The 24,118-nt window shown below is 59.8% G+C and carries 28 protein-coding genes and 1 tRNA gene; 22 read left to right on the plus strand and 7 right to left on the minus strand.

Annotated elements, in window-relative coordinates:
* Positions 1–34: 34 nt before the first annotated feature.
* Positions 35–637, minus strand: a complete 603-nt coding sequence (locus tag NTD80_RS31265; RefSeq protein WP_065908829.1) for a cold-shock protein — start codon at positions 635–637, stop codon at positions 35–37.
* A 430-nt stretch (positions 638–1,067) separates the two neighbouring features.
* Here NTD80_RS31265 and NTD80_RS27065 point away from each other — a divergent pair, with 430 nt between their 5' ends.
* The 18 genes from NTD80_RS27065 to NTD80_RS27150 all read left to right on the plus strand — a co-directional run bounded on the left by NTD80_RS27065 (position 1,068) and on the right by NTD80_RS27150 (position 14,828).
* On the plus strand, positions 1,068–1,541 hold the full coding sequence (locus NTD80_RS27065; protein WP_003193874.1) for a Dps family protein: 474 nt from the start codon (positions 1,068–1,070) through the stop codon (positions 1,539–1,541).
* Between the two features lie 180 nt (positions 1,542–1,721).
* Entirely contained in the window at positions 1,722–2,063 is a 342-nt protein-coding gene (locus tag NTD80_RS27070; RefSeq protein ID WP_106802745.1) for a ribbon-helix-helix domain-containing protein, read from the plus strand.
* Between the two features lie 170 nt (positions 2,064–2,233).
* On the plus strand, positions 2,234–2,455 hold the full coding sequence (locus NTD80_RS27075) for an FmdB family zinc ribbon protein (protein WP_048727052.1): 222 nt from the start codon (positions 2,234–2,236) through the stop codon (positions 2,453–2,455).
* A gap of 107 nt (positions 2,456–2,562) precedes the next feature.
* Positions 2,563–4,338, plus strand: a complete 1,776-nt coding sequence (gene aspS / locus NTD80_RS27080) for an aspartate--tRNA ligase (protein WP_056858570.1) — start codon at positions 2,563–2,565, stop codon at positions 4,336–4,338.
* Positions 4,339–4,473: 135 nt separating this feature from the next.
* Entirely contained in the window at positions 4,474–5,220 is a 747-nt protein-coding gene (locus NTD80_RS27085) for a YebC/PmpR family DNA-binding transcriptional regulator (RefSeq protein WP_065908837.1), read from the plus strand.
* A gap of 171 nt (positions 5,221–5,391) precedes the next feature.
* Complete coding sequence (ruvC, locus tag NTD80_RS27090) at positions 5,392–5,916, plus strand: crossover junction endodeoxyribonuclease RuvC (protein WP_065908840.1); 525 nt, start codon at positions 5,392–5,394, stop codon at positions 5,914–5,916.
* 67 nt (positions 5,917–5,983) lie between these two features.
* Positions 5,984–6,595: a Holliday junction branch migration protein RuvA gene (gene ruvA / locus NTD80_RS27095; protein WP_262135550.1), complete on the plus strand. Its 612-nt coding sequence runs from the start codon at positions 5,984–5,986 to the stop codon at positions 6,593–6,595.
* Entirely contained in the window at positions 6,596–7,654 is a 1,059-nt protein-coding gene (gene ruvB, locus NTD80_RS27100) for a Holliday junction branch migration DNA helicase RuvB (protein WP_065908846.1), read from the plus strand. It begins immediately after the preceding gene.
* 139 nt (positions 7,655–7,793) lie between these two features.
* A complete protein-coding gene (gene ybgC / locus NTD80_RS27105) occupies positions 7,794–8,249 on the plus strand; it encodes a tol-pal system-associated acyl-CoA thioesterase (protein WP_065908849.1) in 456 nt (151 codons plus the stop codon).
* Between the two features lies 1 nt (position 8,250).
* The gene (tolQ, locus tag NTD80_RS27110; RefSeq protein WP_015885609.1) at positions 8,251–8,946 is read left to right on the plus strand and encodes a protein TolQ; all 696 of its coding nucleotides are present in this window, start codon (positions 8,251–8,253) and stop codon (positions 8,944–8,946) included.
* Between the two features lie 23 nt (positions 8,947–8,969).
* Positions 8,970–9,422: a protein TolR gene (tolR, locus tag NTD80_RS27115; RefSeq protein WP_161793227.1), complete on the plus strand. Its 453-nt coding sequence runs from the start codon at positions 8,970–8,972 to the stop codon at positions 9,420–9,422.
* Positions 9,422–10,495 (plus strand): cell envelope integrity protein TolA, encoded by a 1,074-nt coding sequence (gene tolA / locus NTD80_RS27120; RefSeq protein WP_065908851.1) that lies wholly within the window; start codon positions 9,422–9,424, stop codon positions 10,493–10,495. The genes tolR and tolA overlap by 1 nt, the downstream gene beginning before the upstream one ends.
* Before the next feature lie 17 nt (positions 10,496–10,512).
* On the plus strand, positions 10,513–11,793 hold the full coding sequence (gene tolB / locus NTD80_RS27125) for a Tol-Pal system beta propeller repeat protein TolB (protein ID WP_065908853.1): 1,281 nt from the start codon (positions 10,513–10,515) through the stop codon (positions 11,791–11,793).
* Positions 11,794–11,848: 55 nt separating this feature from the next.
* Positions 11,849–12,349 (plus strand): peptidoglycan-associated lipoprotein Pal, encoded by a 501-nt coding sequence (pal, locus tag NTD80_RS27130; protein ID WP_003209827.1) that lies wholly within the window; start codon positions 11,849–11,851, stop codon positions 12,347–12,349.
* Positions 12,350–12,355: 6 nt separating this feature from the next.
* Positions 12,356–13,186: a tol-pal system protein YbgF gene (gene ybgF, locus NTD80_RS27135; protein ID WP_120449725.1), complete on the plus strand. Its 831-nt coding sequence runs from the start codon at positions 12,356–12,358 to the stop codon at positions 13,184–13,186.
* Positions 13,187–13,350: 164 nt separating this feature from the next.
* Positions 13,351–13,998: a 7-carboxy-7-deazaguanine synthase QueE gene (queE, locus tag NTD80_RS27140; protein ID WP_106802748.1), complete on the plus strand. Its 648-nt coding sequence runs from the start codon at positions 13,351–13,353 to the stop codon at positions 13,996–13,998.
* Between the two features lie 16 nt (positions 13,999–14,014).
* Positions 14,015–14,689, plus strand: a complete 675-nt coding sequence (queC, locus tag NTD80_RS27145) for a 7-cyano-7-deazaguanine synthase QueC (RefSeq protein WP_162946163.1) — start codon at positions 14,015–14,017, stop codon at positions 14,687–14,689.
* 63 nt (positions 14,690–14,752) lie between these two features.
* Positions 14,753–14,828: transfer RNA gene (locus tag NTD80_RS27150), tRNA-Lys, on the plus strand.
* A gap of 137 nt (positions 14,829–14,965) precedes the next feature.
* Here the strand turns inward: NTD80_RS27150 and NTD80_RS27155 are convergent.
* Positions 14,966–15,133 (minus strand): hypothetical protein, encoded by a 168-nt coding sequence (locus tag NTD80_RS27155; RefSeq protein WP_262135551.1) that lies wholly within the window; start codon positions 15,131–15,133, stop codon positions 14,966–14,968.
* Between the two features lie 123 nt (positions 15,134–15,256).
* Positions 15,257–15,490: a hypothetical protein gene (locus tag NTD80_RS27160; protein ID WP_262135552.1), complete on the minus strand. Its 234-nt coding sequence runs from the start codon at positions 15,488–15,490 to the stop codon at positions 15,257–15,259.
* A 41-nt stretch (positions 15,491–15,531) separates the two neighbouring features.
* Here NTD80_RS27160 and NTD80_RS27165 point away from each other — a divergent pair, with 41 nt between their 5' ends.
* The 4 genes from NTD80_RS27165 (at position 15,532) to nadA (ending at position 20,183) form a co-directional block, all read left to right on the plus strand.
* A complete protein-coding gene (locus tag NTD80_RS27165; RefSeq protein ID WP_410017438.1) occupies positions 15,532–15,705 on the plus strand; it encodes a hexameric tyrosine-coordinated heme protein in 174 nt (57 codons plus the stop codon).
* 211 nt (positions 15,706–15,916) lie between these two features.
* Positions 15,917–17,203, plus strand: coding sequence for an OmpP1/FadL family transporter (locus NTD80_RS27170; protein ID WP_106802752.1), 1,287 nt, complete (start codon positions 15,917–15,919; stop codon positions 17,201–17,203).
* Between the two features lie 128 nt (positions 17,204–17,331).
* Positions 17,332–18,903, plus strand: coding sequence for a lactate dehydrogenase (locus NTD80_RS27175; RefSeq protein ID WP_262135554.1), 1,572 nt, complete (start codon positions 17,332–17,334; stop codon positions 18,901–18,903).
* A gap of 221 nt (positions 18,904–19,124) precedes the next feature.
* On the plus strand, positions 19,125–20,183 hold the full coding sequence (nadA, locus tag NTD80_RS27180) for a quinolinate synthase NadA (RefSeq protein WP_016973251.1): 1,059 nt from the start codon (positions 19,125–19,127) through the stop codon (positions 20,181–20,183).
* Positions 20,184–20,314: 131 nt separating this feature from the next.
* On the opposite strand, the gene NTD80_RS27185 is transcribed toward nadA, so the two are convergent.
* The 4 genes from NTD80_RS27185 to NTD80_RS27200 all read right to left on the minus strand — a co-directional run bounded on the left by NTD80_RS27185 (position 20,315) and on the right by NTD80_RS27200 (position 24,040).
* Complete coding sequence (locus NTD80_RS27185; RefSeq protein WP_065908882.1) at positions 20,315–20,803, minus strand: RDD family protein; 489 nt, start codon at positions 20,801–20,803, stop codon at positions 20,315–20,317.
* A 94-nt stretch (positions 20,804–20,897) separates the two neighbouring features.
* Complete coding sequence (locus NTD80_RS27190; RefSeq protein ID WP_027902257.1) at positions 20,898–21,110, minus strand: cold-shock protein; 213 nt, start codon at positions 21,108–21,110, stop codon at positions 20,898–20,900.
* Between the two features lie 389 nt (positions 21,111–21,499).
* The gene (gcvT, locus tag NTD80_RS27195) at positions 21,500–22,624 is read right to left on the minus strand and encodes a glycine cleavage system aminomethyltransferase GcvT (protein WP_262135555.1); all 1,125 of its coding nucleotides are present in this window, start codon (positions 22,622–22,624) and stop codon (positions 21,500–21,502) included.
* Between the two features lie 39 nt (positions 22,625–22,663).
* Positions 22,664–24,040 carry an L-serine ammonia-lyase gene (locus NTD80_RS27200; protein WP_262135556.1) on the minus strand — a complete coding sequence of 459 codons (1,377 nt, stop codon included), beginning with the start codon at positions 24,038–24,040 and terminating at the stop codon, positions 22,664–22,666.
* Between the last annotated feature and the right edge of the window lie 78 nt (positions 24,041–24,118).

Raw genomic sequence — 24,118 nt, forward strand, 5'->3', positions numbered from 1 at the left:
TGGATCGCGGTTTTTTTTGCTGCGAAGGCTGGAATCAGCGACGCGGCAGGGCAGCGATCACGTCTTCGGCTTGCAGGCCTTTATCGCGATTCATCACGGAGAACTCCACGCGCTGGCCTTCCACCAGGACGCGATGGCCTTCACCGCGAATAGCCCGGAAGTGGACGAAGATATCGTCGCCCGAATCGCGGGAAATAAAGCCGAAGCCTTTGGACGTATTGAACCACTTGACGGTACCGGTATCCCGATTGGTCATGTCATAAGTTTGCGACGCGGCCGCCGGGGACGAACGGTAGAAGCTGATGGCCAGGTGAAGAACGATGGCGACCACAGCAATCACCAGGCTGAGCAGGATGGCCGGGTGGCCGCCCACTTCAGGCATAGGTGCCAGGAGGGTGAGGGTTTGTACGACAACGGTCAGAACCAGCAGCGCGCTGACCAGGTTTTGCAGTTGATGACGAGTGCCTTTGTTCCAGTAAGGGATCACCGGTGCCAGCGTCAGGTTAAGAAGGCCGAACAAGGCCAGGTACAGAGCGTCGTGTTGTTCCAGGTAGGGAGGGCTTCCCTGTTGCAAGCTCGGTATAAAGGACAGCAGCAAAGCTGCAACGCCCGTTAGCAGGTGGACGATTTTCAACATTTTGATTAACTCACGTTAAGACGGATCACAAGGAAGAGCTGACTGGCACGGTTCGCTTCTGAACAATGGGAGGCGTTGGGCACGTGCGCGGGTATCAGCCTATGCCGGCTGCCGCGGAAATTAACGGCAGCGACACGCCGCCTATTTAACAGCAAAGGCTGTGCCTACTCAAATCAAGCATTTCCGGGTGTTGCAAGGGGCATGGCATTTCTGCGTCAAACGCTTGTCCTAGACAGGTGCAGGGTTTTCAAGCGGCGTGCGGGGAAGTTTTCCCGATGCGTGCGAAGGCTTGCGCAGCACTGGCTGGCAGGTTACGCAGGGGCGATTTGCCGCACCTCACCTGGGCGTGTCGGGCTGCGCACCACCGGTACTCTTGCTAGAGTGGAGCTGCACCTGATCAATGAATGCTTGTCAATTGAAGGGGATAAACATGGCAATCGATATCGGTATCAGTGAAGAAGATCGTAAATCTATCGTCGACGGGCTTTCGCGACTGCTTTCCGATACCTATGTACTGTACCTGAAGACCCACAACTTCCATTGGAACGTCACGGGGCCGATGTTCCGTACGCTGCACTTGATGTTCGAAGAGCAGTACAACGAGCTGGCGCTGGCGGTGGACTCCATTGCCGAGCGTATCCGTGCCCTGGGCTTCCCGGCGCCGGGCGCCTATTCGATCTACGCGCGCCTGTCTTCGATCAAGGAAGAAGAAGGTGTGCCCAGTGCCGAAGAGATGATCAAGCAGCTGGTGGCGGGTCAGGAAGCGGTCACGCGCACCGCGCGCGGTATCTTCCCGTTGCTGGACAAAGTCAGCGATGAACCGACTGCCGATCTGTTGACCCAGCGTATGCAGGTTCACGAAAAAACCGCGTGGATGCTGCGTTCCCTGCTCGAAAACCAATAAACGCCCGCCTTGAGTGGCGCCGTCCTGGCGCCGCTCGCTTGTTTCCGTGCATTTCCTGGCGTTGTCCTACGTCGATCAACTCCGCGTCTTCTGGCTGCCTGTCTCTGCCTGCTGTTTTATAGGGCCACTGCCCAATGGGAGAACCCGTGGGCTGCTGTTTGGCAATGGAGTGTCAGGTGTATGTCACGTGGAGTGGGTAACGGAGTAATGGAAACCGGCGGTTTTCACAGGATAACGGTCGACCCCTTTGCGAAGGGGTTTGATATGGGGCTGGCCAAGCCATTGTCCCGGTCGGTGCGCCTCAATGGGTTTTCCACTTGCCTGCGACTTGAGCAGGTGTATTGGAACATCCTGGCGGAAATAGCCAGGATCAACGCCTGCTCGGTCAGTGCGTTGCTGTCTTATGTCGATCGGGAAGTGCACTTGCGCCATGGCGGGGTGAAGAACTTCAGCGGATTGGTCAGGGTGGTGTGTGTCGTTCACGCCTTGAAAGGCCGGGTGAGTACGCCGAACCCTGAGTAATCGGCCGGCGCCGGGGCTGGCCTGCCGTCGAGGTGGGCAGGGCCCTGGTCAGAAAGCCGGCTGCGCTGCCTCGATTTACCAGATATAATCCCGCGCTTTGCTGCGCATGCCGGGGCTTTATCCCTGGGGCAGGCGTGGCGCAGTAACGTTCTGATCGCCGAGACATCTCCATGCCCATGTACGACTATCAATGTGCTTCCTGTGGTCATCAGTTGGAAGCCATTCAGAAGATCAGCGCCGCGCCGCTGGTCGATTGCCCGGCCTGCAAGGCGCCAGAGCTCAAGAAGATGTTGTCCATGCCGGGCTTCCGCCTGAGCGGCAGCGGCTGGTACGAGACTGATTTCAAGACCGGCTCGAAGAAGAATCTGGCCGGCGGCGACAAAGCAGACTGAGTTGAACTGCATGCGCAGGCTCCTGCATTATCCGTCCCCTGCTTAAATGTACGGTGACGAGGCAGGCCTCCACCGAATTTCGAATTACGAGAAGTGAAACCACTACCATGATGCGCAGCCACTATTGCGGCCAACTGAACGAGACCCTGGATGGTCAGGAAATCACCCTTTGCGGATGGGTTCACCGTCGCCGCGACCACGGCGGGGTGATCTTCCTCGATATCCGTGATCGTGATGGTCTGGCCCAGGTGGTGTTCGACCCGGACCGCGCCGAGAGCTTCGCCGCCGCCGACCGCGTGCGCAGCGAGTACGTCGTCAAGATCACTGGCAAGGTTCGCCTGCGTCCGGCCGGTGCCGTGAACGCGAACATGGCCTCCGGCGCTATCGAAGTGCTGGGCTACGAACTGGAAGTGCTGAACGAGTCGGAAACCCCGCCGTTCCCACTCAACGAATACTCCGACGTCGGCGAAGAAACCCGCCTGCGCTACCGCTTCCTGGACCTGCGTCGTCCGGAAATGGCCGAGAAGCTGCGCCTGCGTTCGCGTATGACCACCAGCATCCGCCGCTTCCTCGACGAAAACGGCTTCCTTGACGTCGAAACGCCAATCCTGACCCGGGCTACCCCGGAAGGTGCGCGTGACTACCTGGTGCCGAGCCGTACCCACGCGGGTTCGTTCTTCGCCCTGCCGCAATCGCCACAGCTGTTCAAGCAACTGCTGATGGTCGCCGGCTTCGACCGCTACTACCAGATCGCCAAGTGCTTCCGTGACGAAGACCTGCGCGCCGACCGCCAGCCGGAATTCACCCAGATCGACATCGAGACCAGCTTCCTCGATGAAAAAGAGATCATGGGCCTGACCGAGCAAATGATCCGCAACCTGTTCAAGGAAGTGCTGGACCTGGAGTTCGGCGAGTTCCCGCACATGACCTTCGAAGAGGCCATGCGCCGCTACGGTTCCGACAAGCCCGACCTGCGTATCCCGCTGGAACTGGTGGACGTGGCCGACCAGCTCAAGGAAGTCGACTTCAAGGTGTTCAGCGGCCCGGCCAACGACCCTAAATGCCGTATCGCCGCCCTGCGCGTGCCTGGCGGCGCGAGCATGCCGCGCAAGCAGATCGACGACTACACCAAGTTCGTCGGCATCTACGGCGCCAAGGGCCTGGCGTACATCAAGGTCAACGAGCGCGCCAATGGCGTTGACGGCCTGCAATCGCCGATCGTGAAAAACATTCCGCTGGACAACCTCAACGCGATCCTCGATCGCGTCGGCGCGGTCGACGGCGACATCGTGTTCTTCGGTGCCGACAAAGCCAAGATCGTCAGCGAAGCCCTGGGCGCGCTGCGGATCAAGCTGGGCCACGACCTGGACCTGCTGACCTGCAAGTGGGCACCGATGTGGGTTGTCGACTTCCCTATGTTCGAAGAGAACGACGACGGCAGCTTCAGCGCCTTGCACCACCCGTTCACTGCGCCGAAGTGCTCGCCTGAAGAGTTGGAAGCCAACCCGGCAGGCGCGTTGTCGCGCGCTTACGACATGGTGTTGAACGGCACCGAGCTGGGTGGCGGTTCGATCCGTATCCACCGCAAAGAGATGCAGCAAGCGGTGTTCCGCCTGTTGGGCATCAACGAAGCGGAACAGGAAGAGAAATTCGGCTTCCTGCTCGACGCCCTGAAATACGGCGCGCCGCCGCACGGTGGCCTGGCCTTCGGCCTGGACCGCCTGGTGATGCTGATGACCGGCGCCCAGTCGATCCGTGAAGTGATTGCCTTCCCGAAAACCCAGAGTGCTGCGGACGTCATGACCCAGGCTCCAGGTGTAGTGGATGCCAAGGCTCTGCGCGAATTGCACATCCGTCTGCGCGAGACGCCGAAGGCTGAGTAAGGCCGCTGCGTGAAAGCGCACTGAGGTTTACGCAGTCTAAAAAGGCGCATCTTCGGATGCGCCTTTGCGTTACAAGGGTTGTATCCCACCTGGGGTGGGGTTGATAAGGTTTCTACAGAATTTCGGAGTTGTGTTATGGCTGGCCATTCCAAGTGGGCGAACATCAAGCACCGCAAAGAGCGTCAGGATGCCAAGAAAGGCAAGATCTTCACCAAGTGGATCCGCGAGCTGACCGTCGCTGCCCGCCAGGGCGGCGGTGACCCAGGTTCCAACCCGCGCCTGCGCCTGGCGCTGGACAAGGCGCTGGGCGCCAACATGAGCCGCGACATCATTGATCGTGCGGTGGCCCGTGGCGCCGGTGCCGCCGATACCGACGACATGGTCGAGCTGACCTACGAAGGCTACGGCCCGGGCGGCGTGGCGGTCATGGTCGAGTGCATGACCGACAACCGCAACCGGACTGCTGCTGCCGTGCGCCATGCGTTCAGCAAGTGCGGCGGCAACCTGGGCACTGATGGCTCAGTGGCCTACCTGTTCGAGCGCAAGGGGCAGATATCCTTCGCGCCGGGTGTGGACGAAGATGCGTTGATCGAGGCTGCCATGGAGGCGGATGCCGACGACGTGGTGAGCAACGAAGACGGCTCCATCGACGTGTTCACCTCCTTCGCTGGCTTCTATGCCGTGCGTAACGCACTGGAGGCTGCTGGCTTCAAGGGTACCGACGCGGAAATCGTGATGTTGCCGACCACCAGCGCCGAGCTGGACCTGGACGGTGCGCAGAAAGTGTTGAAGCTGCTGGATATGCTCGAAGACCTGGATGACGTGCAGAACGTGTACTCCAATGCCGACATCCCTGAATCAGTAGCCGAACAGCTCTCTTAAGATCCAAGAAAATCCAGTGTAGGCGCTGGCTTGCCTGCGAAAGCATCACCGCGGTGCCACTGACACACCGAGGCGCGCGCATCGCAGGCAAGCCAGCGCCCACAGGGTTCTATGCTGTTACACACGATGTGTGCCTGGCACATACCGCTGTAAATCCAACCCGCAGGCGTTATGACTTTAATCCTAGGTATCGACCCCGGCTCGCGCATCACCGGTTTTGGCGTGGTGCAGCAGACGCCACGTGGCTGCATCTACGTTGCATCGGGGTGCATTCGTACCGGCGCGGGCGAGCTGGCCGAGCGCTTGCAGATCGTCTATCGCGGCGTGCGTGAAGTGATCCAGACCTATGGGCCGGTGACCATGGGCATCGAAAAGGTCTTCATGGCCAAGAATGCCGACTCGGCCCTCAAGCTCGGCCAGGCCCGGGGCGCCGCCATCGTCGCCGGTGCGGAGGAGGGCATGGAAATCGCCGAATACACCGCGACCCAGGTCAAGCAGGCCGTGGTGGGTACCGGTGCGGCCAATAAAGAGCAGGTGCAGATGATGGTCATGCACATGCTCAAGCTCACCGCCAAGCCGCAGATCGACGCCTCGGACGCCCTGGCTATTGCGATTTGCCACGCGCATACCCGTTCCAGCCTGCTGCCCCACGGCCTCGGTACGGCACGCAGTCGTGGCGGGCGCCTGCGTCTCTGATAGCATCAGCGCAATCGTTATTTCCGGTCAGGCCATGCTCTGACCCCAAGCTTTAAGGATCTGAACCGTGATTGGACGCTTGCGCGGCACCCTGGCTGAAAAACAGCCGCCGCACCTGATTCTGGATGTAAACGGGCTGGGGTATGAGCTGGAAGTGCCCATGACCACCCTGTATCGCCTACCGTCGGTCGGTGAGCCGCTGACGCTGCACACCCATCTGGTGGTGCGCGAAGACGCGCAACTACTCTATGGTTTCATTGGCAAGCGCGACCGCGACTTCTTCCGCGAGCTGATTCGCCTCAATGGCGTGGGGCCTAAACTGGCCCTGGCATTGATGTCGAGCCTGGAAGTGGATGAGCTGGTGCGTGCCGTTTCAGCCCAGGACGCCTCGGCGCTGACCAAGGTCCCGGGGGTCGGCAAGAAGACGGCCGAGCGCCTGCTGGTGGAGCTCAAGGACCGCTTTAAAGCCTGGGAAGTGGTGCCGAGCATGTTTGCCCTGGTGCCGAACCAACCGGATATGCCGGCGGGCCAGGTCGCCAGCGCCGAAAGTGATGCGGTCAGCGCGCTGATTTCCCTGGGCTACAAGCCGCAGGAAGCCAGCAAGGCCGTATCGGCCATCAAGGACAAGAACTTGAGCAGTGAAGACATGATCCGCCGCGCCCTGAAGGGAATGATTTAAGTGATTGAAGCTGATCGTCTGATCGCGGCCACTGGCCCCCGTGACCGTGAAGAAATCCAGGACCGCGCCATCCGCCCCCTGAGCCTGGCCGACTATATCGGCCAGCCCACCGTGCGCGAGCAGATGGAGCTGTTCATCCAGGCAGCGCGCGGGCGCAGCGAGTCCCTGGACCACACCTTGATCTTCGGCCCGCCGGGGCTCGGCAAGACCACCCTGGCCAACATCATTGCCCAGGAGATGGGCGTGTCGATCAAGTCCACCTCCGGCCCGGTGCTGGAGCGCCCAGGCGACCTGGCGGCATTGCTGACCAATCTTGAGCCCCACGATGTGCTGTTCATCGACGAGATTCACCGGCTGTCGCCGATCGTCGAGGAAGTGCTGTACCCCGCGATGGAGGACTTCCAGCTCGACATCATGATCGGCGAAGGCCCGGCAGCTCGCTCGATCAAGCTCGACCTGCCGCCGTTCACACTGGTCGGCGCGACCACCCGTGCCGGGATGCTGACCAACCCGCTGCGAGACCGTTTCGGCATTGTTCAACGTCTGGAGTTCTATAGCACCGCAGACCTGGCGACCATTGTCAGCCGTTCGGCGAGCATTCTCGGCCTGCCGCTGGACCCGGAAGGCGCGTTTGAAATCGCCCGCAGGGCCCGCGGCACGCCACGGATCGCCAACCGCCTGCTGCGCCGCGTGCGTGACTTTGCCGAAGTGCGTGCCAAGGGGCATATCACCAAGGCCGTGGCCGACCTGGCCTTGAACCTGCTGGATGTGGACGAGCATGGCTTCGATCATCAGGACCGGCGTCTACTCTTGACCATGATCGAGAAGTTCGACGGTGGCCCGGTGGGGGTCGACAGCCTGGCGGCGGCCATCAGTGAAGAGCGCCACACCATCGAGGATGTGCTGGAGCCGTACCTGATCCAGCAGGGCTACATCATGCGTACGCCGAGGGGCCGGGTGGTGACGCGGCATGCGTATCTGCACTTCGGGTTAAACATTCCGTCACGATTGGGTGAGATGCCTGTGGTAGACGAATTCCTCGATGCAGTGGACGATTAAAAGCTTCACGCAAGTCGATTTATTCGATGTTTGTGCTGTCCTAGTGGCTGGCGTCGTCATTCAGTCACTGGAAATGTTTCGGTGGATGAAAAAACAGTTGCCCAGCCGGATTGGCAACCTGAGGAGTAAGCACTAGAGTATGCGCGCGCAAAACGGGGATCAGTCGTTCGCACATCGCTGTCGCGTTTATTACGAGGACACCGATGCTGGCGGCATCGTGTATTACGTCAATTACCTCAAGTTCATGGAGCGGGCTCGAACCGAGCGGCTACGGGAGCTGGGCTTTGCCCAATCCGAGCTGGCAGGGGAGGACCTGTTGTTCGTCGTGCATTCCAGCGAGGCGCGGTATCACGCGCCGGCGCGGTTGGACGATGAACTGCTGGTCAGCGCTGAAGTAATCGAATTGAACCGTGCCAGCCTGCGTTTCAAGCAACAGGTCAGGCGGGCAACGGATGCAACGCTGCTCTGTGAGGGGCAGTTCCTGGTGGCGTGTGTGCGCACCAACAGTTTGAAACCTCGGGCCATTCCCGAAACTCTACGTGCGGCCTTTGCCGCCGTGAGCGGCGCGGGTAAACAATCAAAGCAGGAGATTTAGCGTGGAACCTACCGTCGTCGACCATTCCTCCATGTGGAGCCTGGTCAGCAATGCCAGTGTTGTGGTTCAACTGGTCATGCTGACCCTGGTAGCCGCATCGGTTACCTCTTGGGTCATGATTTTTCAGCGCAGCAACCTGCTGCGCGCCGGTCGACGTGCCCTGGAGAGCTTCGAAGAGCGCTTCTGGTCGGGTATCGACCTGTCCAAGCTGTACCGCCAGGCCGGCAGCAACCCGGACCCGGATTCGGGCGTGGAGCAGATCTTCCGTGCCGGTTTCAAGGAGTTCTCGCGCCTGCGCCAGCAGCCGGGTGTTGATCCGGAAGCCGTGATGGAAGGCGTGGCACGTGCCATGCGCGTGGCCATCTCCCGTGAAGAAGAGAAGCTGGAGCAGAGCCTGCCGTTCCTCGCCACCGTTGGTTCGGTCAGCCCGTACATCGGCCTGTTCGGTACCGTGTGGGGGATCATGAACTCCTTCCGTGGCCTGGCCCAGGCCCAGCAAGCGACCCTGGCCACCGTGGCCCCAGGTATTGCCGAAGCCCTGATCGCCACCGCGATCGGCCTGTTCGCCGCTATCCCCGCAGTAATCGCCTACAACCGCTTTGCTGCCACCAGCGAAACGTTGATCGGCCGTTACTACACCTTCGCCGATGAATTCCAGGCGATCCTGCACCGTAAAGTGCACACCAGCGAAGAATAAGCAGGTAATTCCCAATGGCTTTAATCGCTCGAGCTCGCAAAAAGCGCAAGCCGGTCGCCGAGATGAACGTAGTGCCCTACATCGACGTGATGCTGGTGCTGCTGGTCATCTTCATGGTGACCGCGCCGATGCTCAACCAGGGCGTGAAGGTTGATCTGCCCAAGGTTTCCAGTGAAGCCTTGCCGCAAGACAACAACACACAGGTCCTGACCATTTCGATCAAGGCTGACAAGACCTATTACTGGAACCTTGGCAGCGAAGTCGATACTCAGAAACAGCAAGACAAGGCCTTGACCCTGCCGGCGATGACCGATGCGGTGACCAAGATCATTCGCTCCGGCAACGAAGGCGGCAAGCACACCCAAGTGTTCATCCGGGGTGACAAGTCGGTCGACTACGGCTCTGTGATGGGCGCCATGGGCGGGCTGCAGAAGGCCGGCGTCGGTAACGTTGGCTTGATTACCGAGGCGCCCTGATGCAGCAACAGCGAGAGCCGTCCGCCTCGGAAAGCTTCTTCTGGCCTAGCGTCTGGGCAATTGCCCTGCACGTCCTGGTGTTTGGCATGCTGTTCGTCAGCTTTGCCATGACCCCGGATCTGCCGCCAGCCAAGCCGATCGTGCAGGCGACCCTGTATCAGCTGAAATCGAAAAGCCAGGCCACCACCCAGACCAATCAGAAGATTGCGGGTGAGGCCCAGAAGTCGGCTGCGCGCCAGACTGAAGTCGAACAGATGGAACAGAAGAAGGTCGAGCAGGAAGCGGTGAAGGCTGCTGCGGAACAAAAGAAAGAAGAGGCGGCTCAAAAGGCCGAGGAATCGAAAAAGGCTGACGAAGCGAAGAAGGCCGACGAGGCGAAAAAGGCTGATGAAGCCAAGAAAGCCGAGAAAGCTGCCGACGCGAAAAAGGCCGAAGAGAAACAATTGGCTGATATAGCCAAGAAGAAAGCCGAAGACGAAGCGAAGAAAGCTGCCGAAGAAGAGGCCAAGAAAAAGGCCGCTGAAGACGCCAAGAAAAAGATAGTCGAAGACGCGAAGAAGAAAGCCGCCGAAGACGCCAAGAAAAAAGCTGAAGCAGACGAGGCGAAGAAGAAAATCGCCGACGACGCGAAGAAGAAAGCTGCCGCCGATGCCACCAAGAAAAAGGCCCAGGAAGCAGCGCGTAAATCCGCCGAAGAGAAAAAGGCCCAGGCCTTGGCAGATTTGCTCTCCGACACGCCGCAGCGTCAGCAAGCCTTGGCCGATGAGCGTGGCGATGAAGTCGCGGGCAGTTTCGACGACCTGATTCGGGCACGCGCAGCAGAAGGCTGGACTCGTCCACCTTCGGCACGCAAAGGCATGACAGTAGTGCTGCAGATCGGCATGTTGCCGGACGGTACGGTGACTTCGGTCAGCGTGGCCAAGTCCAGTGGTGACGGTTCGTTCGACAGTTCGGCGGTTGCCGCGGTCAAGAACATTGGCCGGTTGACCGAGATGCAGGGAATGAAACCAAGCGACTTCGCTCCCTATCGTTCATTCAAGATGACATTCACACCTGAGGATCTAGCCTTGTGAGAAACCTTCTTCGAGGAATGCTTGTCGTTATTTGCTGTATGGCAGGGATAGCGGCGGCGGATGAAAAGAACATCCTGGTCACCAGCGGTAGCGATCGGGCCACCCCGATCGCAGTTGTACCGTTCGGTTGGCAGGGCGGCAGCGTGCTGCCGGACGACATGGCCCAGATCGTCAGCGATGACCTGCGCAATTCCGGTTACTACGCGCCGATTCCGAAAGGCAACATGATCAGCCAGCCTACCCAGGCCAGCGAAGTCATCTTCCGTGACTGGAAAGCCGTCGGCGCCCAGTACCTGATGGTCGGCAACATCGTTCCGGCGGGTGGTCGCCTGCAGATCCAGTACACGTTGTTCAACGTGGCCACTGAGCAGCAGGTCTTGACCGGCAGCGTTTCGGGAACCGCCGAACAGCTGCGCGACATGGCCCACTACATCTCGGACCAGTCGTTTGAAAAACTCACCGGCATCAAGGGGGCGTTCTCGACGCGCCTGTTGTATGTCACGGCTGAGCGTTTCTCCGTAGACAACACTCGTTACACTTTGCAGCGCTCGGACTACGACGGTGCACGCGCCGTGACCCTGCTGCAATCGCGTGAGCCTATCCTTTCGCCGCGTTTCGCGCCGGATGGCAAGCGTATCGCCTACGTGTCTTTCGAGCAGAAGCGTCCACGTATCTTCGTCCAGCACATTGATACTGGCCGTCGTGAGCAGATCACCAACTTCGAAGGCCTCAACGGTGCACCGGCCTGGTCGCCGGATGGTTCGCGCCTGGCGTTCGTGCTGTCCAAGGACGGCAACCCGGATATCTACGTGATGAACATGGCTTCGCGCCAGATCACTCGCGCAACCAGCGGCCCGGGTATCAATACCGAACCGTTCTGGGGCAAGGATGGTTCAACCATCTACTTCACCTCTGACCGCGGCGGCAAGCCACAGGTCTACAAGGCGAACGTGAATGGTGGTGGTGCAGAGCGTGTTACTTTTATCGGTAACTACAATGCCAATCCGAAGCTTTCGGCTGATGAAAAGACGTTGGTGATGATTCACCGTCAGGATGGTTTCACTAATTTCCGGGTTGCGGCCCAGGATTTGCAGCGTGGAACCGTAAAAATCCTCACGGATACCAACCTTGATGAGTCAGCTACTGTTGCGCCCAACGGCACCATGGTAATCTACGCCACCCGCCAGCAGGGCCGGGGAGTCTTGATGCTCGTGTCCATTAATGGACGCGTAAGGCTCCCGCTTCCTACCGCTCAAGGCGAAGTCAGAGAACCGTCCTGGTCCCCTTACCTGAACTGACGCGGCGCTACAAAAAGAAGTACTTAACACACTGGGGTTCATTAGGAGTTTCACGATGGAAATGCTGAAGTTTGGTAAGTTTGCTGCTCTGGCTCTGGCTCTGTCCGTAGCCGTTGGTTGCTCGTCTAAAGGCGGCGACAATGCCGGTGAAGGCGCAGCTGTTGATCCAAACGCTGGTTACGGCGCTAACACTGGTGCAGTTGACGGCTCCCTGAGCGAAGAAGCTGCTCTGCGCGCTATCACCACTTTCTACTTCGAATACGACAGTTCGGACCTGAAGCCAGAAGCCATGCGCGCTCTGGACGTTCACGCGAAGGACCTGAAAGCTAACGGCGCTCGCGTTGTTCTGGAAGGTAACACCGACGAACGTGGTACTCGTGAGTACAACATGGCACTGGGCGAGCGTCGTGCGAAAGCCGTTCAGCGCTACCTGGTACTGCAAGGTGTTGCTCCAGGCCAACTGGAACTGGTTTCCTACGGTAAAGAGCGTCCAGTTGCTACTGGCCACGACGAGCAGTCCTGGGCTCAAAACCGTCGCGTCGAACTGCGTAAGTAATTCGTCATGCGAACGTGCCGTCGTGCTCTAACTGTATTGGCTCTCAGCCTCGCCCCGCTTGCGGTGTGGGCTGCGGTTCCTGTGGAAGATAGCAACTCTGGCTATAACAATAGCGGGAGCAGCTATCCGCCAGCAGGTTATGGCACGAACGGCGCCTATGCGGGGGGAGCGGCTACGTCCGCTCCCTCGGCACAGGGCGAACTGTTCAACCAGCTGCAACGCATGCAGGATCAATTGTCGCAGCAGCAAGGCACGATTGAAGTACTGCAAAATCAAGTGAACCAGCTGAAGCAAGAAGGCCTGGAGCGTTACCAGGATCTTGACCGACGTATAGGAGCCGGCGTTACACCTGCCGCTACTCCTGATAATTCTTCTACCGGTGGCGCGCCAAGCGCTGCTGCCGGTGGTGCAGCAGCAGGGGCCGCGGCTGCCGCCCCTGCCGCCAGCAGCGAACCGGGTGATCCGGCCAAGGAAAAGCTGTATTACGATGCCGCTTTCGACCTGATCAAAGCCAAGGATTTCGATAAGGCCAGCCAGGCCTTTACCGCATTCCTGCGCAAGTATCCGAACAGCCAGTACGCGGGCAATGCCCAATACTGGTTGGGTGAGGTCAACCTGGCCAAGGGTGATCTGCAGGGCGCCGGCCAGGCATTTGCCAAGGTCAGCCAACTGTACCCCAAGCACGCCAAGGTGCCTGATTCGCTGTACAAACTCGCCGACGTAGAACGCCGCCTGGGTCATACCGACAAGGTCAAAGGCATTCTGCAGCAGGTTGTCGCCCAGTATCCGGGGACTTCCGCTGCCCAGTTGGCGCAACGGGATCTGCAACGCTTGTAAGCGATGCTGTCCGTTTAGAAGAAACCCGCGCCTGTCGCGGGTTTTTTCGTTAGAATCCACGCCCTTTTATGAAACACGCTTTTTGGGGTCTACGCGTTGGCGGGGTCCCTTGAAGTGCCTGACGGAGGCGGACAGCCTGTTTAGCTGTTACGCCCGTGGCGACTATGCAAGACACATTACGTATCACCGAAGTTTTTTACTCGTTGCAGGGTGAAACGCGCACCGCTGGCCTGCCCACAGTCTTTGTGCGGCTGACCGGTTGCCCGTTGCGTTGCCAATACTGTGACAGCGCCTACGCCTTCAGTGGCGGTACGGTGCGCACCCTCGAAGACATCCTTGAGCAGGTTGCCGGTTACCGGCCGCGCTACGTCTGCGTGACGGGCGGCGAGCCGCTGGCGCAACCCAATGCCATCCCGTTGCTCAAACAGCTGTGTGATGCCGGCTACGAGGTGTCCCTGGAAACCAGTGGCGCCTTGGATATCTCTGCGGTGGACCCGCGCGTGAGCCGCGTGGTCGACCTGAAGACCCCAGGCTCCAAGGAAGCGCACCGCAACCGCTATGAGAACATCGACCTGCTGACGGCCAACGACCAGGTCAAGTTCGTCATCTGCTCCCGTGAAGATTACGACTGGGCTAACTCCAAGCTGATCCAGTATGGCCTGGACCGTCGCGCGGGCGAGGTGCTGTTCTCCCCCAGCCACCATGACTTGAATGCGCGTGACCTCGCCGATTGGGTGGTTGCGGACAATCTACCGGTGCGCCTGCAATTGCAGTTGCATAAATACCTTTGGAACGACGAGCCAGGACGCTGATATGACTGAACACACCATGGATCAAAAACGCGCGGTAATCCTGCTTTCCGGCGGCCTCGACTCCGCCACGGTGGTGGCGATGGCGCAGGCTGAAGGTTACACCTGCTACACCATGAGCTTTGACTACGGCCAGCGCCATCGCGCCGAGTTGAACGCCGCTGCGCGTGTCGCGCGGGACATGGGTGTCGCCGAGCACAAGGTGATCGGCCTGAACCTCAATGGCATCGGCGGCTCGGCCCTGACCGACAGCAGCATCGATGTTCCGGAAGCACCGAGCGAAGGCATCCCGGTGACTTATGTGCCGGCACGCAACACCGTGTTCCTGTCCCTGGCCCTGGGTTGGGCTGAAGTGCTGAACGCCCGCGACATCTTTATCGGCGTCAACGCGGTGGATTATTCCGGTTACCCGGACTGTCGCCCAGAGTTCGTCGAGTCGTTCGAGCGCATGGCCAACCTGGCGACCAAAGCCGGGGTAGAAGGGCAGGGGTTCCGTATCCTGGCGCCGCTGCAAAACCTCAGCAAGGCCGATATTGTGAAGGCTGGTGTAGGACTTGGCGTCGATTATTCGCTGACTGTTTCCTGCTATCAGGCAGACGATGACGGCCGTGCTTGTGGGAAATGTGACAGCTGCCGACTGCGCGCAGAAGGCTTCCAAGCGGCCGGAATTGCGGACCCAACGCGTTATTTCTGATTTATTTCAAATAAGGTGTTGAATAATCCTTAGAAATCAGTATTATACGCGCCACCACACAGCGGGTCGTTAGCTCAGTTGGTAGAGCAGTTGGCTTTTAACCAATTGGTCGTAGGTTCGAATCCCACACGACCCACCATTTTTGGCGGTTTAGAAAATCCGGAAGGCCCACGCAAGTGAGGATTTCCGGGTTTTTTTTTGCCCGCAAGAAACCCATTCTTTCGCAGCCCACTTTATGAGCAGCCCTCGCCTGGCTATCAGGCGAGGGCCAGCGCCTTAGAAGTTGTACTTCAGGCTGGTCATGACATTACGCGGCGCGCCATACATCCCTACCTCATAGCTCTTGTCCTCCAGCGGCGACAGGGCCTTGCGGTTGGTGTAGCGCACGTAGGGGGCATGCAGATTGAAGATCTTGGTGTAGCCGGCACCCAGCGGCTGACGCAAGCGCACTCCGTCGTCGGGTTCAGTGCCCGAACGGACCAATGGGAATTTTTCTCGATATTTACGTTGGCGGCGCGCCTTCGCAACCGCCAGGTACAAAGGCTCGCAGGCTCCGCGACTTCAGGGTCACGCTGTGGGTATCTGCTCGATAAAGTACTGGCAGATCAGCCGATCTTCGCGCAAGCACTGTTCTGTGGCCGGACGGCCTGTCGCCTCGGAAAAGAAGCCCGCCATCGCCCGACACACGCACTGCTCCTCGCGCACCACGCTGCCCACCGGGCAGGTGAAGTTGCGCACCATCACCCCACCGTCTTCGGCCACGGCTTCAGTGCTGGCGCCCAGGGCGTCGGCGGCTGCCATGGCGGCGCGCAGGCCGCTGTCAAAATCCAGAAGGGCGCGAACTGGCCATCAAGATGTCCCGGCTGGTCATCAAGGCCACGCAGCCCGACGAGGCGGTACGTGGCCGCTTGCGCGATGTGTACGCCAATGACGCCGCCATGCTGATCAGCATTGGCCAGGTGGTAGCTACCGAATTTGCGACGATTGCGGCGGCGAACAGATACTGGAATCCATAAGATTGCCGGGCAGCCAATGGCCCGCGTTGGCTGTCCGGAACCAGCGGGTCAGATTCGGGTCAGGAGGTCAGAAAAAGACGCGAAAAATCGACCAAAGTCTTTGAAATACCTAGGATTGTCGGACAATCCAGCAGATGAAAAACTCTTCATAAACCGCTCGCTCGAACGTTGGTAGCTTCCTCGTCGCTGCCCCATAATTCGAGTCCTAATAATGAATAACAAAACTCTTAAAGGCGCCTTGGCGCTCGCCGTTTCACTTGCCTCCACCCCGCTGTTCGCCGGTGGTTTCGCGCTCAACGAACAAAGCATCAGTTCAATGGGCACGGGCTATGCCGGTCGTTCCTCCTCTGCCGACGATGCCAGTACGGTGTTCGGCAACCCGGCCGGCATGTCCCGCCTCAAGCAGAATGAAGTGAGCATCGGGGCGACCTACCTCGATGCCAAGACGAACATCAAGGATGCCAGCTCGAGCCAAGGCGGTGCCGACAACCCGGGTACCAACAAAGGCGACATGGTCCCTGGGATTGCCGTGCCGATGGGCTACCTGGTCACGCCGATCGATGAACACTGGGCATTCGGTCTCGGGATCTACGCGCCGTTTGGCCTGGTGACCGATTACGAACATAGCTTCCAGGGCAACGCCTTCGGCAACAAGAGCAAGGTCCAGGTCATCACCGTACAGCCGACGGTCAGCTACGCATTCAATGACAAGGTCTCGGTGGGTTTCGGGCCGACCTTCAACAAAATCAACGGCGAACTCGACTCCAAAGTGCCAGCGTTTGGCCTGGGCACCGAGGCGGTCAAGATCAAGGGTGACGACACTGCGACAGGTTTCAACGCCGGTATCCTGGTGCAGGCGCTGGACTCTACCCGCGTCGGCGTGACCTACCACTCACAAGTCGTCTACCACCTGAGTGGCCATACCAATGCCTCGGGCGTGCTCTCTGATCTGTTGGACGGCGGTTCGCAACGTTATGACGCCAAGCTGAACGTCACCACACCGTCGTCCGTGGATTTCTCGGTCACTCACCAACTCACGGATGACTGGACCCTGTATGTGGGGAGCACCTACACCCGGTGGAGCCAGTTGAAGAAAATCACCGTCAACAATACCGGTGTATCGGACATCACCAGTGAGCTCGCCGGCCTGGACTCCATCACCGAACAGCAGCATTGGCACGACACCTGGTCCCATGCGATCGGCGCGGCGTATCGCGTCAACAAGCAACTGGTATTGCGCACCGGGTTCTCGGTCGACCAGACCCCGACCAACAACACCGACCGCTCCGTGCGCATTCCTACAGGGGACCGCACGGTTTTCAGCCTGGGAGCCGGTTGGACGCCAGTCGACAACCTGACCTTCGATGTGGCGTATTCCTACTTGAAGGAAGAGCCGATCAAGGTTCGTCAGACCCAACCTGCACTGGGCCTGACCTACGACGCCAAGTATGAAAACAGCGCCAATGGGTTCGGCGGTTCAGTGACTTACCGCTTTTAATCCGCGCCAGACAGCAAAGAGCCAGATTAACGTAGTGGCTCTTTGCTACTAATTTCCCCGCTGTCCCTGTCAATCCTCCTGCGTCTTTGCTTAAATCAGAGGGTAAACATTCGCAGACAGGGATCGTCATGAGTACGCTGTTACCTATCAGTTCCGCCAATTCGCTGCCGATTCGGCCAGTGGAACCGTCACCCGTCACGCCGCCGCAGAGCAGCGTTGTCAGCACACGGCCTTCGTCGGTGGTCAGCTTGGGCAACGTCGTGTCCGACACCCTTGCCGATACCTATTCCCGCCGCGGCCAATTGCCGGGCCAGGACATTGTGCGTGCCTGGGAAAGTGACAGCCAGGACACACTCAGCCGCGCGATCAATACCAACTTCAATTCGCCGTCCACTGCCAACCGCTTCAATGGCCTGGGCGCCAGCCTGGTTGAGCAGTTCGCCAAGAATGGCGCGGGCATTTCTCAGTCCGTGCTCTACGCGAGCGCCGATCGAGCGGACAGCGCCGGCGAGATCAAGACGGATCAAACTTTGCTGCACAGCAAAGCCGACAACCTGGTCAGCCTCAGCATCAAGACGGCCAGCGGCAAGACCGTGACCTTCAGCCTGTCCAGCCAGAAAGATGGCCTGGGTGTGCAGGCCAACGTCGAAGGCGGTGCTCTGAGCGCCGACGAACTCAAGGCGGTCGGCCAGCTGGGCAGTGCCTTCCAGGCTGCGGTGGATGGGCTCACCGCTGTTCCGCCGAAACTCGACCTGGGCAACCTGACCCAATTTGACAGCAAAGTATTGGCGTCGGTGGACCTCAACACCACGCTCAAGACGCTGAACGGGCCTGACCTGAAACTGGCCTTTCACGCCGACAGCCAGACCCGTACCACGCGCATGAGCAGCCTGAGCGGCGAGCTCAACCTGAGCGTCGACCTGAAAAACGCCTCGATCCTTGGCAATGCGCAGCAACAGGCCAAGGCGCTGAAAAGCTACCTGGCCCAGTTTGACCGTGCCCAGGAACGTGGCAGCGCCAAGGCCGAGCTGATGACCCAGTTCAAAGATGCCTTCAGCGCCCTGAACAGCAACTATCCACAGGGCGCGAGCCTCCCCGAGGCGCTGACCCGCAACCCGACGGACCAGGGCCTGTTGACGGGCCTGGCGGACTTCAAGGCGTCGATCAAGCAGGCGGTCGATTCGTCCAACCCGATGCGCCCCTCTGAAGTCGACAGCTTCGCCTATGACGTGTCGCAGAAGACCCGCGTCGGCGGTAAAAGCGCGCTGGACCGCAGCGTGAGCCAAGACCAGCAATCGAGTCTTTCCGCCAGCTTCCACAAGGGCCTCAAGGGCGGGAAGGCGCCTGAGCTGAGCGGCGATCCAAACTCGCAGAATTATCTCTATATACAGGTGGAGGATAAGGCCAGCAGCTCTGCCAACATCGGCTACAAGGATGGCCTGCTGACCAACGCCTCGGTCTCGCAAACGGCCAGCCAGAACACCCACACGCAGCAATACGTGATGGGCAAGCTCGTGGATGAGACCAACGTGCCGAAGGACGCCACTGTCCAGCGTGACTACCTGGTGCTGCTGGAGTACGCGGCCAAGGAAAGCAAAAAGTCCAAGGACGCGCTGGAAGAGTCCACGTTAAAGGACGCCCTGGCCAACATGCAGGCCTCGGTTCTGCTGCAGAACGATCCTTCCGCCCTCGTTCGCTGATCCTTGTGCACGAGCCGGTTTGCCGGCTCGTGTGCTGGAGGTGAATCGCGTCGTCATTCCCGCCCCAGATTAGGCTTTTGAATCCATTCGATATTCTGTAGCCTTGCGCAGCTTCACCCGTGCTTGATGAACACAATCACTTCGTCCGGCGGCGCCCGTAGGGCTCCAGAGCCGGTGGTACACTCGACTTTCGCGCAACTGCGCCTGCAGGTCTTGCGAACATGACGCAAATTTCCGAACGCCTACTGGTTCAAGCCCACCTCGACGCCAAGCAGCCCAAGGCCCTCAGCGCCGATGAAGAGGCGAGCCTGCGTGCCGCCATCGCCGCCGAGCTCAAGGCTCAGGACGCGGTGCTGGTTGCCCACTTCTACTGCGACCCGGTGATTCAGGCCCTGGCCGAAGAAACCGGTGGCTGTGTCTCCGACTCCCTGGAAATGGCGCGCTTCGGCGCCGCTCACCCGGCCAAGACCGTATTGGTCGCCGGCGTGCGTTTCATGGGCGAGACCGCAAAAATCCTCACGCCGGAAAAACGCATCCTGATGCCGACCCTGGAAGCCACGTGCTCCCTGGACCTCGGTTGCCCGGTGGATGAGTTTTCGGCGTTCTGCGACCAGCACCCCGAGCGGACCGTGGTGGTGTATGCCAACACCTCGGCGGCGGTCAAGGCGCGTGCCGATTGGGTGGTGACGTCCAGCTGCGCACTGGAAATCGTCGAAAGCCTGATGGACAACGGCGAAACCATTATCTGGGGCCCGGACAAACACCTGGGCACCTATATCCAGCGCCAGACCGGTGCCGACATGTTGCTCTGGGACGGTGCCTGCATCGTCCACGAAGAGTTCAAGTCCAAGCAACTGGAAGACATGAAGGCGCTGTACCCGGACGCAGCGATCCTGGTGCACCCGGAGTCGCCGACGTCAGTGATCGAATTGGCCGATGCAGTGGGGTCCACCAGCCAGTTGATCGCGGCGGCCCAGCGTTTGCCGAACAAGACATTTATCGTGGCGACCGATCGCGGCATCTTCTACAAGATGCAGCAGCTGTGCCCGGACAAAGTCTTTGTCGAAGCGCCTACTGCCGGTAACGGCGCGGCGTGCCGCAGCTGCGCGCACTGCCCATGGATGGCGATGAACACGCTGGAGCGCACCCTGCAATGCCTGCGTGAGGGCAGTAACGAGATCTTCGTCGAGCCTTCGGTGATCCCCCACGCCGTGCGCCCGCTCAAGCGCATGCTGGACTTCACCCAGGCCGCGCGCCTCAAACTCGCTGGCAACGCCTGATCTTGAGCTGACACGGTTAAAAATGTGGGAGCTGGCTTGCCTGCGATAGCATCACCTCGGTCTACTGGATAAACCGAGGCGCTTTCATCGCAGGCAAGCCAGCTCCCACATTTGATTTTCGTCGTTGCGGATTACTTCTTTTTCTTCGGAATCTGCACCAGTTGGGTGTCGGAATAGATGTCATGCCAACTGCGCTTGCGCTTGTCGAACAGTGACCAGATAAACCCCAGCCCCACGCACAACCATGACGCAATCGACACCACAAAGCGCAGCAGCGCCTGCCACAGGCTGATGCGTGAGCCGTCGGCGTTCTGCACGCGCACGCCCCACACCTGCATGCCCAGCGTCTGCCCCGAATGGGTCCAGAACTTGGCAAAAAAACCGAACAGCACAAAAAATAGAATCGTCGACAGCAACGGATCCCCATCCAGCGCGCCGGACTCGGTGAGAGTGCGCATCTTGGCTTCGCCGATAAACGCCATCCACACCAGCTTGTAGATGAACGCCGTGACGATCAGTAGCGCCGTGCACAACAGGAAGTCATAGAACATCGCTGCCAGACGACGGCCCAGGCCAACGGCGGGGAATTCGCCTTGGGGGCTCAGCAAGGGTTTAGACATGGCAGGCTCTCTTGGGGAAAAAGCCATTTTACGAGCAAACGCACATAAAAAAGCCCCTGATGTCACCATCAGGGGCTTTTTGTCGCAGCAGGGATCAGGCTTCTGCTTGTACTTCGTCAGCCTGCATGCCTTTCTGGCCTTGCACGGCAACGAACGTCACTTTCTGGCCTTCTTTCAGGCTCTTGAAGCCGTTGCCCTGAATAGCGCGGAAATGCACGAACAGATCCGGACCGCTTTCTGGAGTGATAAAACCAAACCCTTTCTCGTCGTTAAACCACTTGACGGTACCGCTCTGACGTTCAGCCATTTTCTTATTTCCTTGACGCTAAAAATTAATGACAGCCCCTTTCACATGAAAGAGTACTGGGCTGGGTTGCAGGAAAGTAAGAGACGTCGAACGGGTTGTAGCAAACTTTGGCTACTGCCCAGGTCCAGGTTCCAAGCGACCCATGCAAACACAGTGAACAAACTCTACGCCAACTACTGGAGAAAAAACAAGCCCTGGGCAAGCCCTTGGTTTTGCTTGGCTGTATGACACTTCGGTCAACATTTGGGATCTGACTTATTCGATAGAGTTGTTCACTTGTTATAGCCCGGTGCTGATAACAATGACTATCGTCAATGCACTGTTTTATGGCGGTTGCGTTACAGTTTAGTGCACGTTAACGCAACCGCGTTACTTATAGGAACAGTCAATCAGCGACGATAGTAACGCTGTGGCACAAATGGCATTTTGCTTACACGAAGTGGCACTTTTTTCCCACGCACCAGCGCGAATACTTGGGTGTCGAGTGCGACGAATGCACTGTCCAGATAACCCATGGCCAGCGGGCCGCCCAGTGTCGGGCCAAAGCCACCGCTGCACACGCTGCCAACCACGGTGCCGTGTTCGTCGACGATCTCGGCGCCTTCACGCACCGGTGTGCGCTCTTGTGGCAGCAGGCCAACGCGTTTGCGCTTCACTCCGGCCTGTTGCTGGCTGAAGATGCGGTCGGCGCCGGGGAAACCACCGGCACGCGGGCCGTCGGCACGACGGGCCTTGGAGATCGCCCACAGCAGGCTGGCTTCGATCGGCGTGGTCTCGGTGTTCATGTCGTGGCCGTAGAGGCACAGGCCGGCTTCCAGGCGCAGTGAGTCACGGGCGCCCAGGCCGATTGGCTGCACTTCGGTCTCGGCCAGCAGGCTGCGGGCCAGGCTTTCGGCGCTGGCGGCGGGCACGGAAATCTCGAAGCCGTCTTCACCGGTGTAGCCGGAGCGGCTGACGTAGCAGTCCACGCCCAACAAACGCAAGGAGGCGAACTGCATGAAGGTCATCCCGGTGACTTCCGGTGCCAGGCGCGCGAGCACCTTGACCGCCGCCGGGCCTTGCAGGGCGAGCAGGGCGCGCGCCTCGAACAGTGGCTCGATGCTGCACTGGTGGCCGATGTGCTGGCGCAGGTGGGCCAGGTCCTGGTCCTTGCAGGCAGCGTTGACCACCAGGAACAGCTCGTCGTTACCCAGGTTGGCCACCATCAGGTCGTCGAGGATGCCGCCCTGCGCGTTGGTGAACATCGCGTAGCGCTGCATGCCCACCGGCAGGTCGATGATGTCGACTGGCACCAGGGTCTCCAGGGCCTTGGCGGCATTGGCGCCAGTGAGGCGAATCTGGCCCATGTGCGACACGTCGAACAGCCCGGCCTGGTCACGGGTGTGCAGGTGTTCCTTCATCACGCCGAGCGGGTATTGCACTGGCATGTCGTAGCCGGCGAACGGCACCATGCGGGCGCCCAGTTCGAGGTGCAGGGCATGCAACGGGGTTTTCAACAGGGTTTCGGTGGACATATTCAGCTCCTGAAAAACGTGCTGGCGCGCTTGTCGGCGTCAGCACTCGATAATGTTGACCGCCAAACCGCCACGGGCGGTTTCCTTGTATTTGCTTTTCATGTCGGCGCCGGTCTGGCGCATGGTGCGGATGACTTTGTCGAGGGAGACGAAGTGTTGCCCGTCACCGCGCAAGGCCATGCGCACCGCATTGATGGCCTTGACCGAGCCCATGGCGTTGCGCTCGATGCAGGGCACCTGCACCAGCCCGCCGATAGGGTCACAGGTCAGGCCGAGGTTGTGTTCCATGCCGATCTCGGCGGCGTTTTCGACTTGCGAGACGCTGCCGCCCAGCACTTCGCACAGCGCGCCGGCGGCCATCGAGCAGGCCACGCCGACTTCACCCTGGCAGCCGACTTCTGCGCCGGAGATCGAGGCGTTTTCCTTGTACAAAATGCCGATGGCGGCGGCGGTGAGCAGAAAGCGCACCACACCATCCTCGTTCGCGCCGGGGATAAAGCGCATGTAGTAATGCAGCACCGCCGGCACGATCCCGGCCGCACCGTTGGTGGGCGCGGTGACCACACGCCCGCCGTTGGCGTTTTCTTCGTTGACTGCCAGGGCGTACAGGTTGACCCAGTCCAGCACCGACAACGGGTCGCGCAGCGCCGATTCAGGGTGCTTGCACAGTTGCCGATGCAGGGCCGCAGCGCGGCGCTTGACCTTCAAGCCGCCGGGCAGAATCCCCTCATTGCGACAACCGGCGGCCACGCAGTCCTGCATCACTTGCCAGATATTCAGCAAGCCGGCGCGGGTTTCCGCTTCCGGGCGCCAGGCGCTTTCATTGGTCAGCATCACCTGGCTGATGGACAGCCCGTAGGTGGTGCAATGGCCGAGCAAATCCTTGGCGTGCTTGAACGGGAAGGTCAGGGGCGTGGCGTCTTCGACGATCCGGTCGGCGCCGGCGGCGTCTTCATCCACGACAAAACCGCCGCCGACCGAATAGTACTCGCGGCTGCGAATCTGGATACCGGCCGCATCAAAGGCACGAAAGATCATGCCGTTGGGGTGGTAGGCCAGGGGTTTGCGAATCATCGCCAGGTGTTCTTTCTCGTTGAACGTGATGCTGTGTTCACCGAGCAGGTTCAAGCGACCGTCGCTGCGCATCTGCGCCAGGCGCGCGGCCACGGTTTCGGTATTCACGGTGTCCGGGTGTTCGCCTTCCAGGCCCAGCAACACGGCCTTGTCGCTGCCGTGGCCTTTGCCGGTGGCGCCGAGGGAGCCATAGAGTTCCACCTTGATGCCGGTGGTGGCGCCCAGCAGGTCGTCACGGCGCAACCCTTCGACGAAACGGGCGGCGGCGCGCATCGGGCCGACGGTGTGGGAACTGGAGGGGCCGATGCCAATCTTGAACAGGTCGAACACGCTAAGGGACATGGTTGTTCTCCGGTTTCTTATTATTGATCGGATGTACGCGGTCCAAATGTGGGAGCGGGGGGGGGGGGGGGGGGGGGG

This window comes from Pseudomonas sp. 13B_2.1_Bac1, from assembly GCF_025466155.1.
GTDB lineage: Bacteria > Pseudomonadota > Gammaproteobacteria > Pseudomonadales > Pseudomonadaceae > Aquipseudomonas > Aquipseudomonas aylmerensis.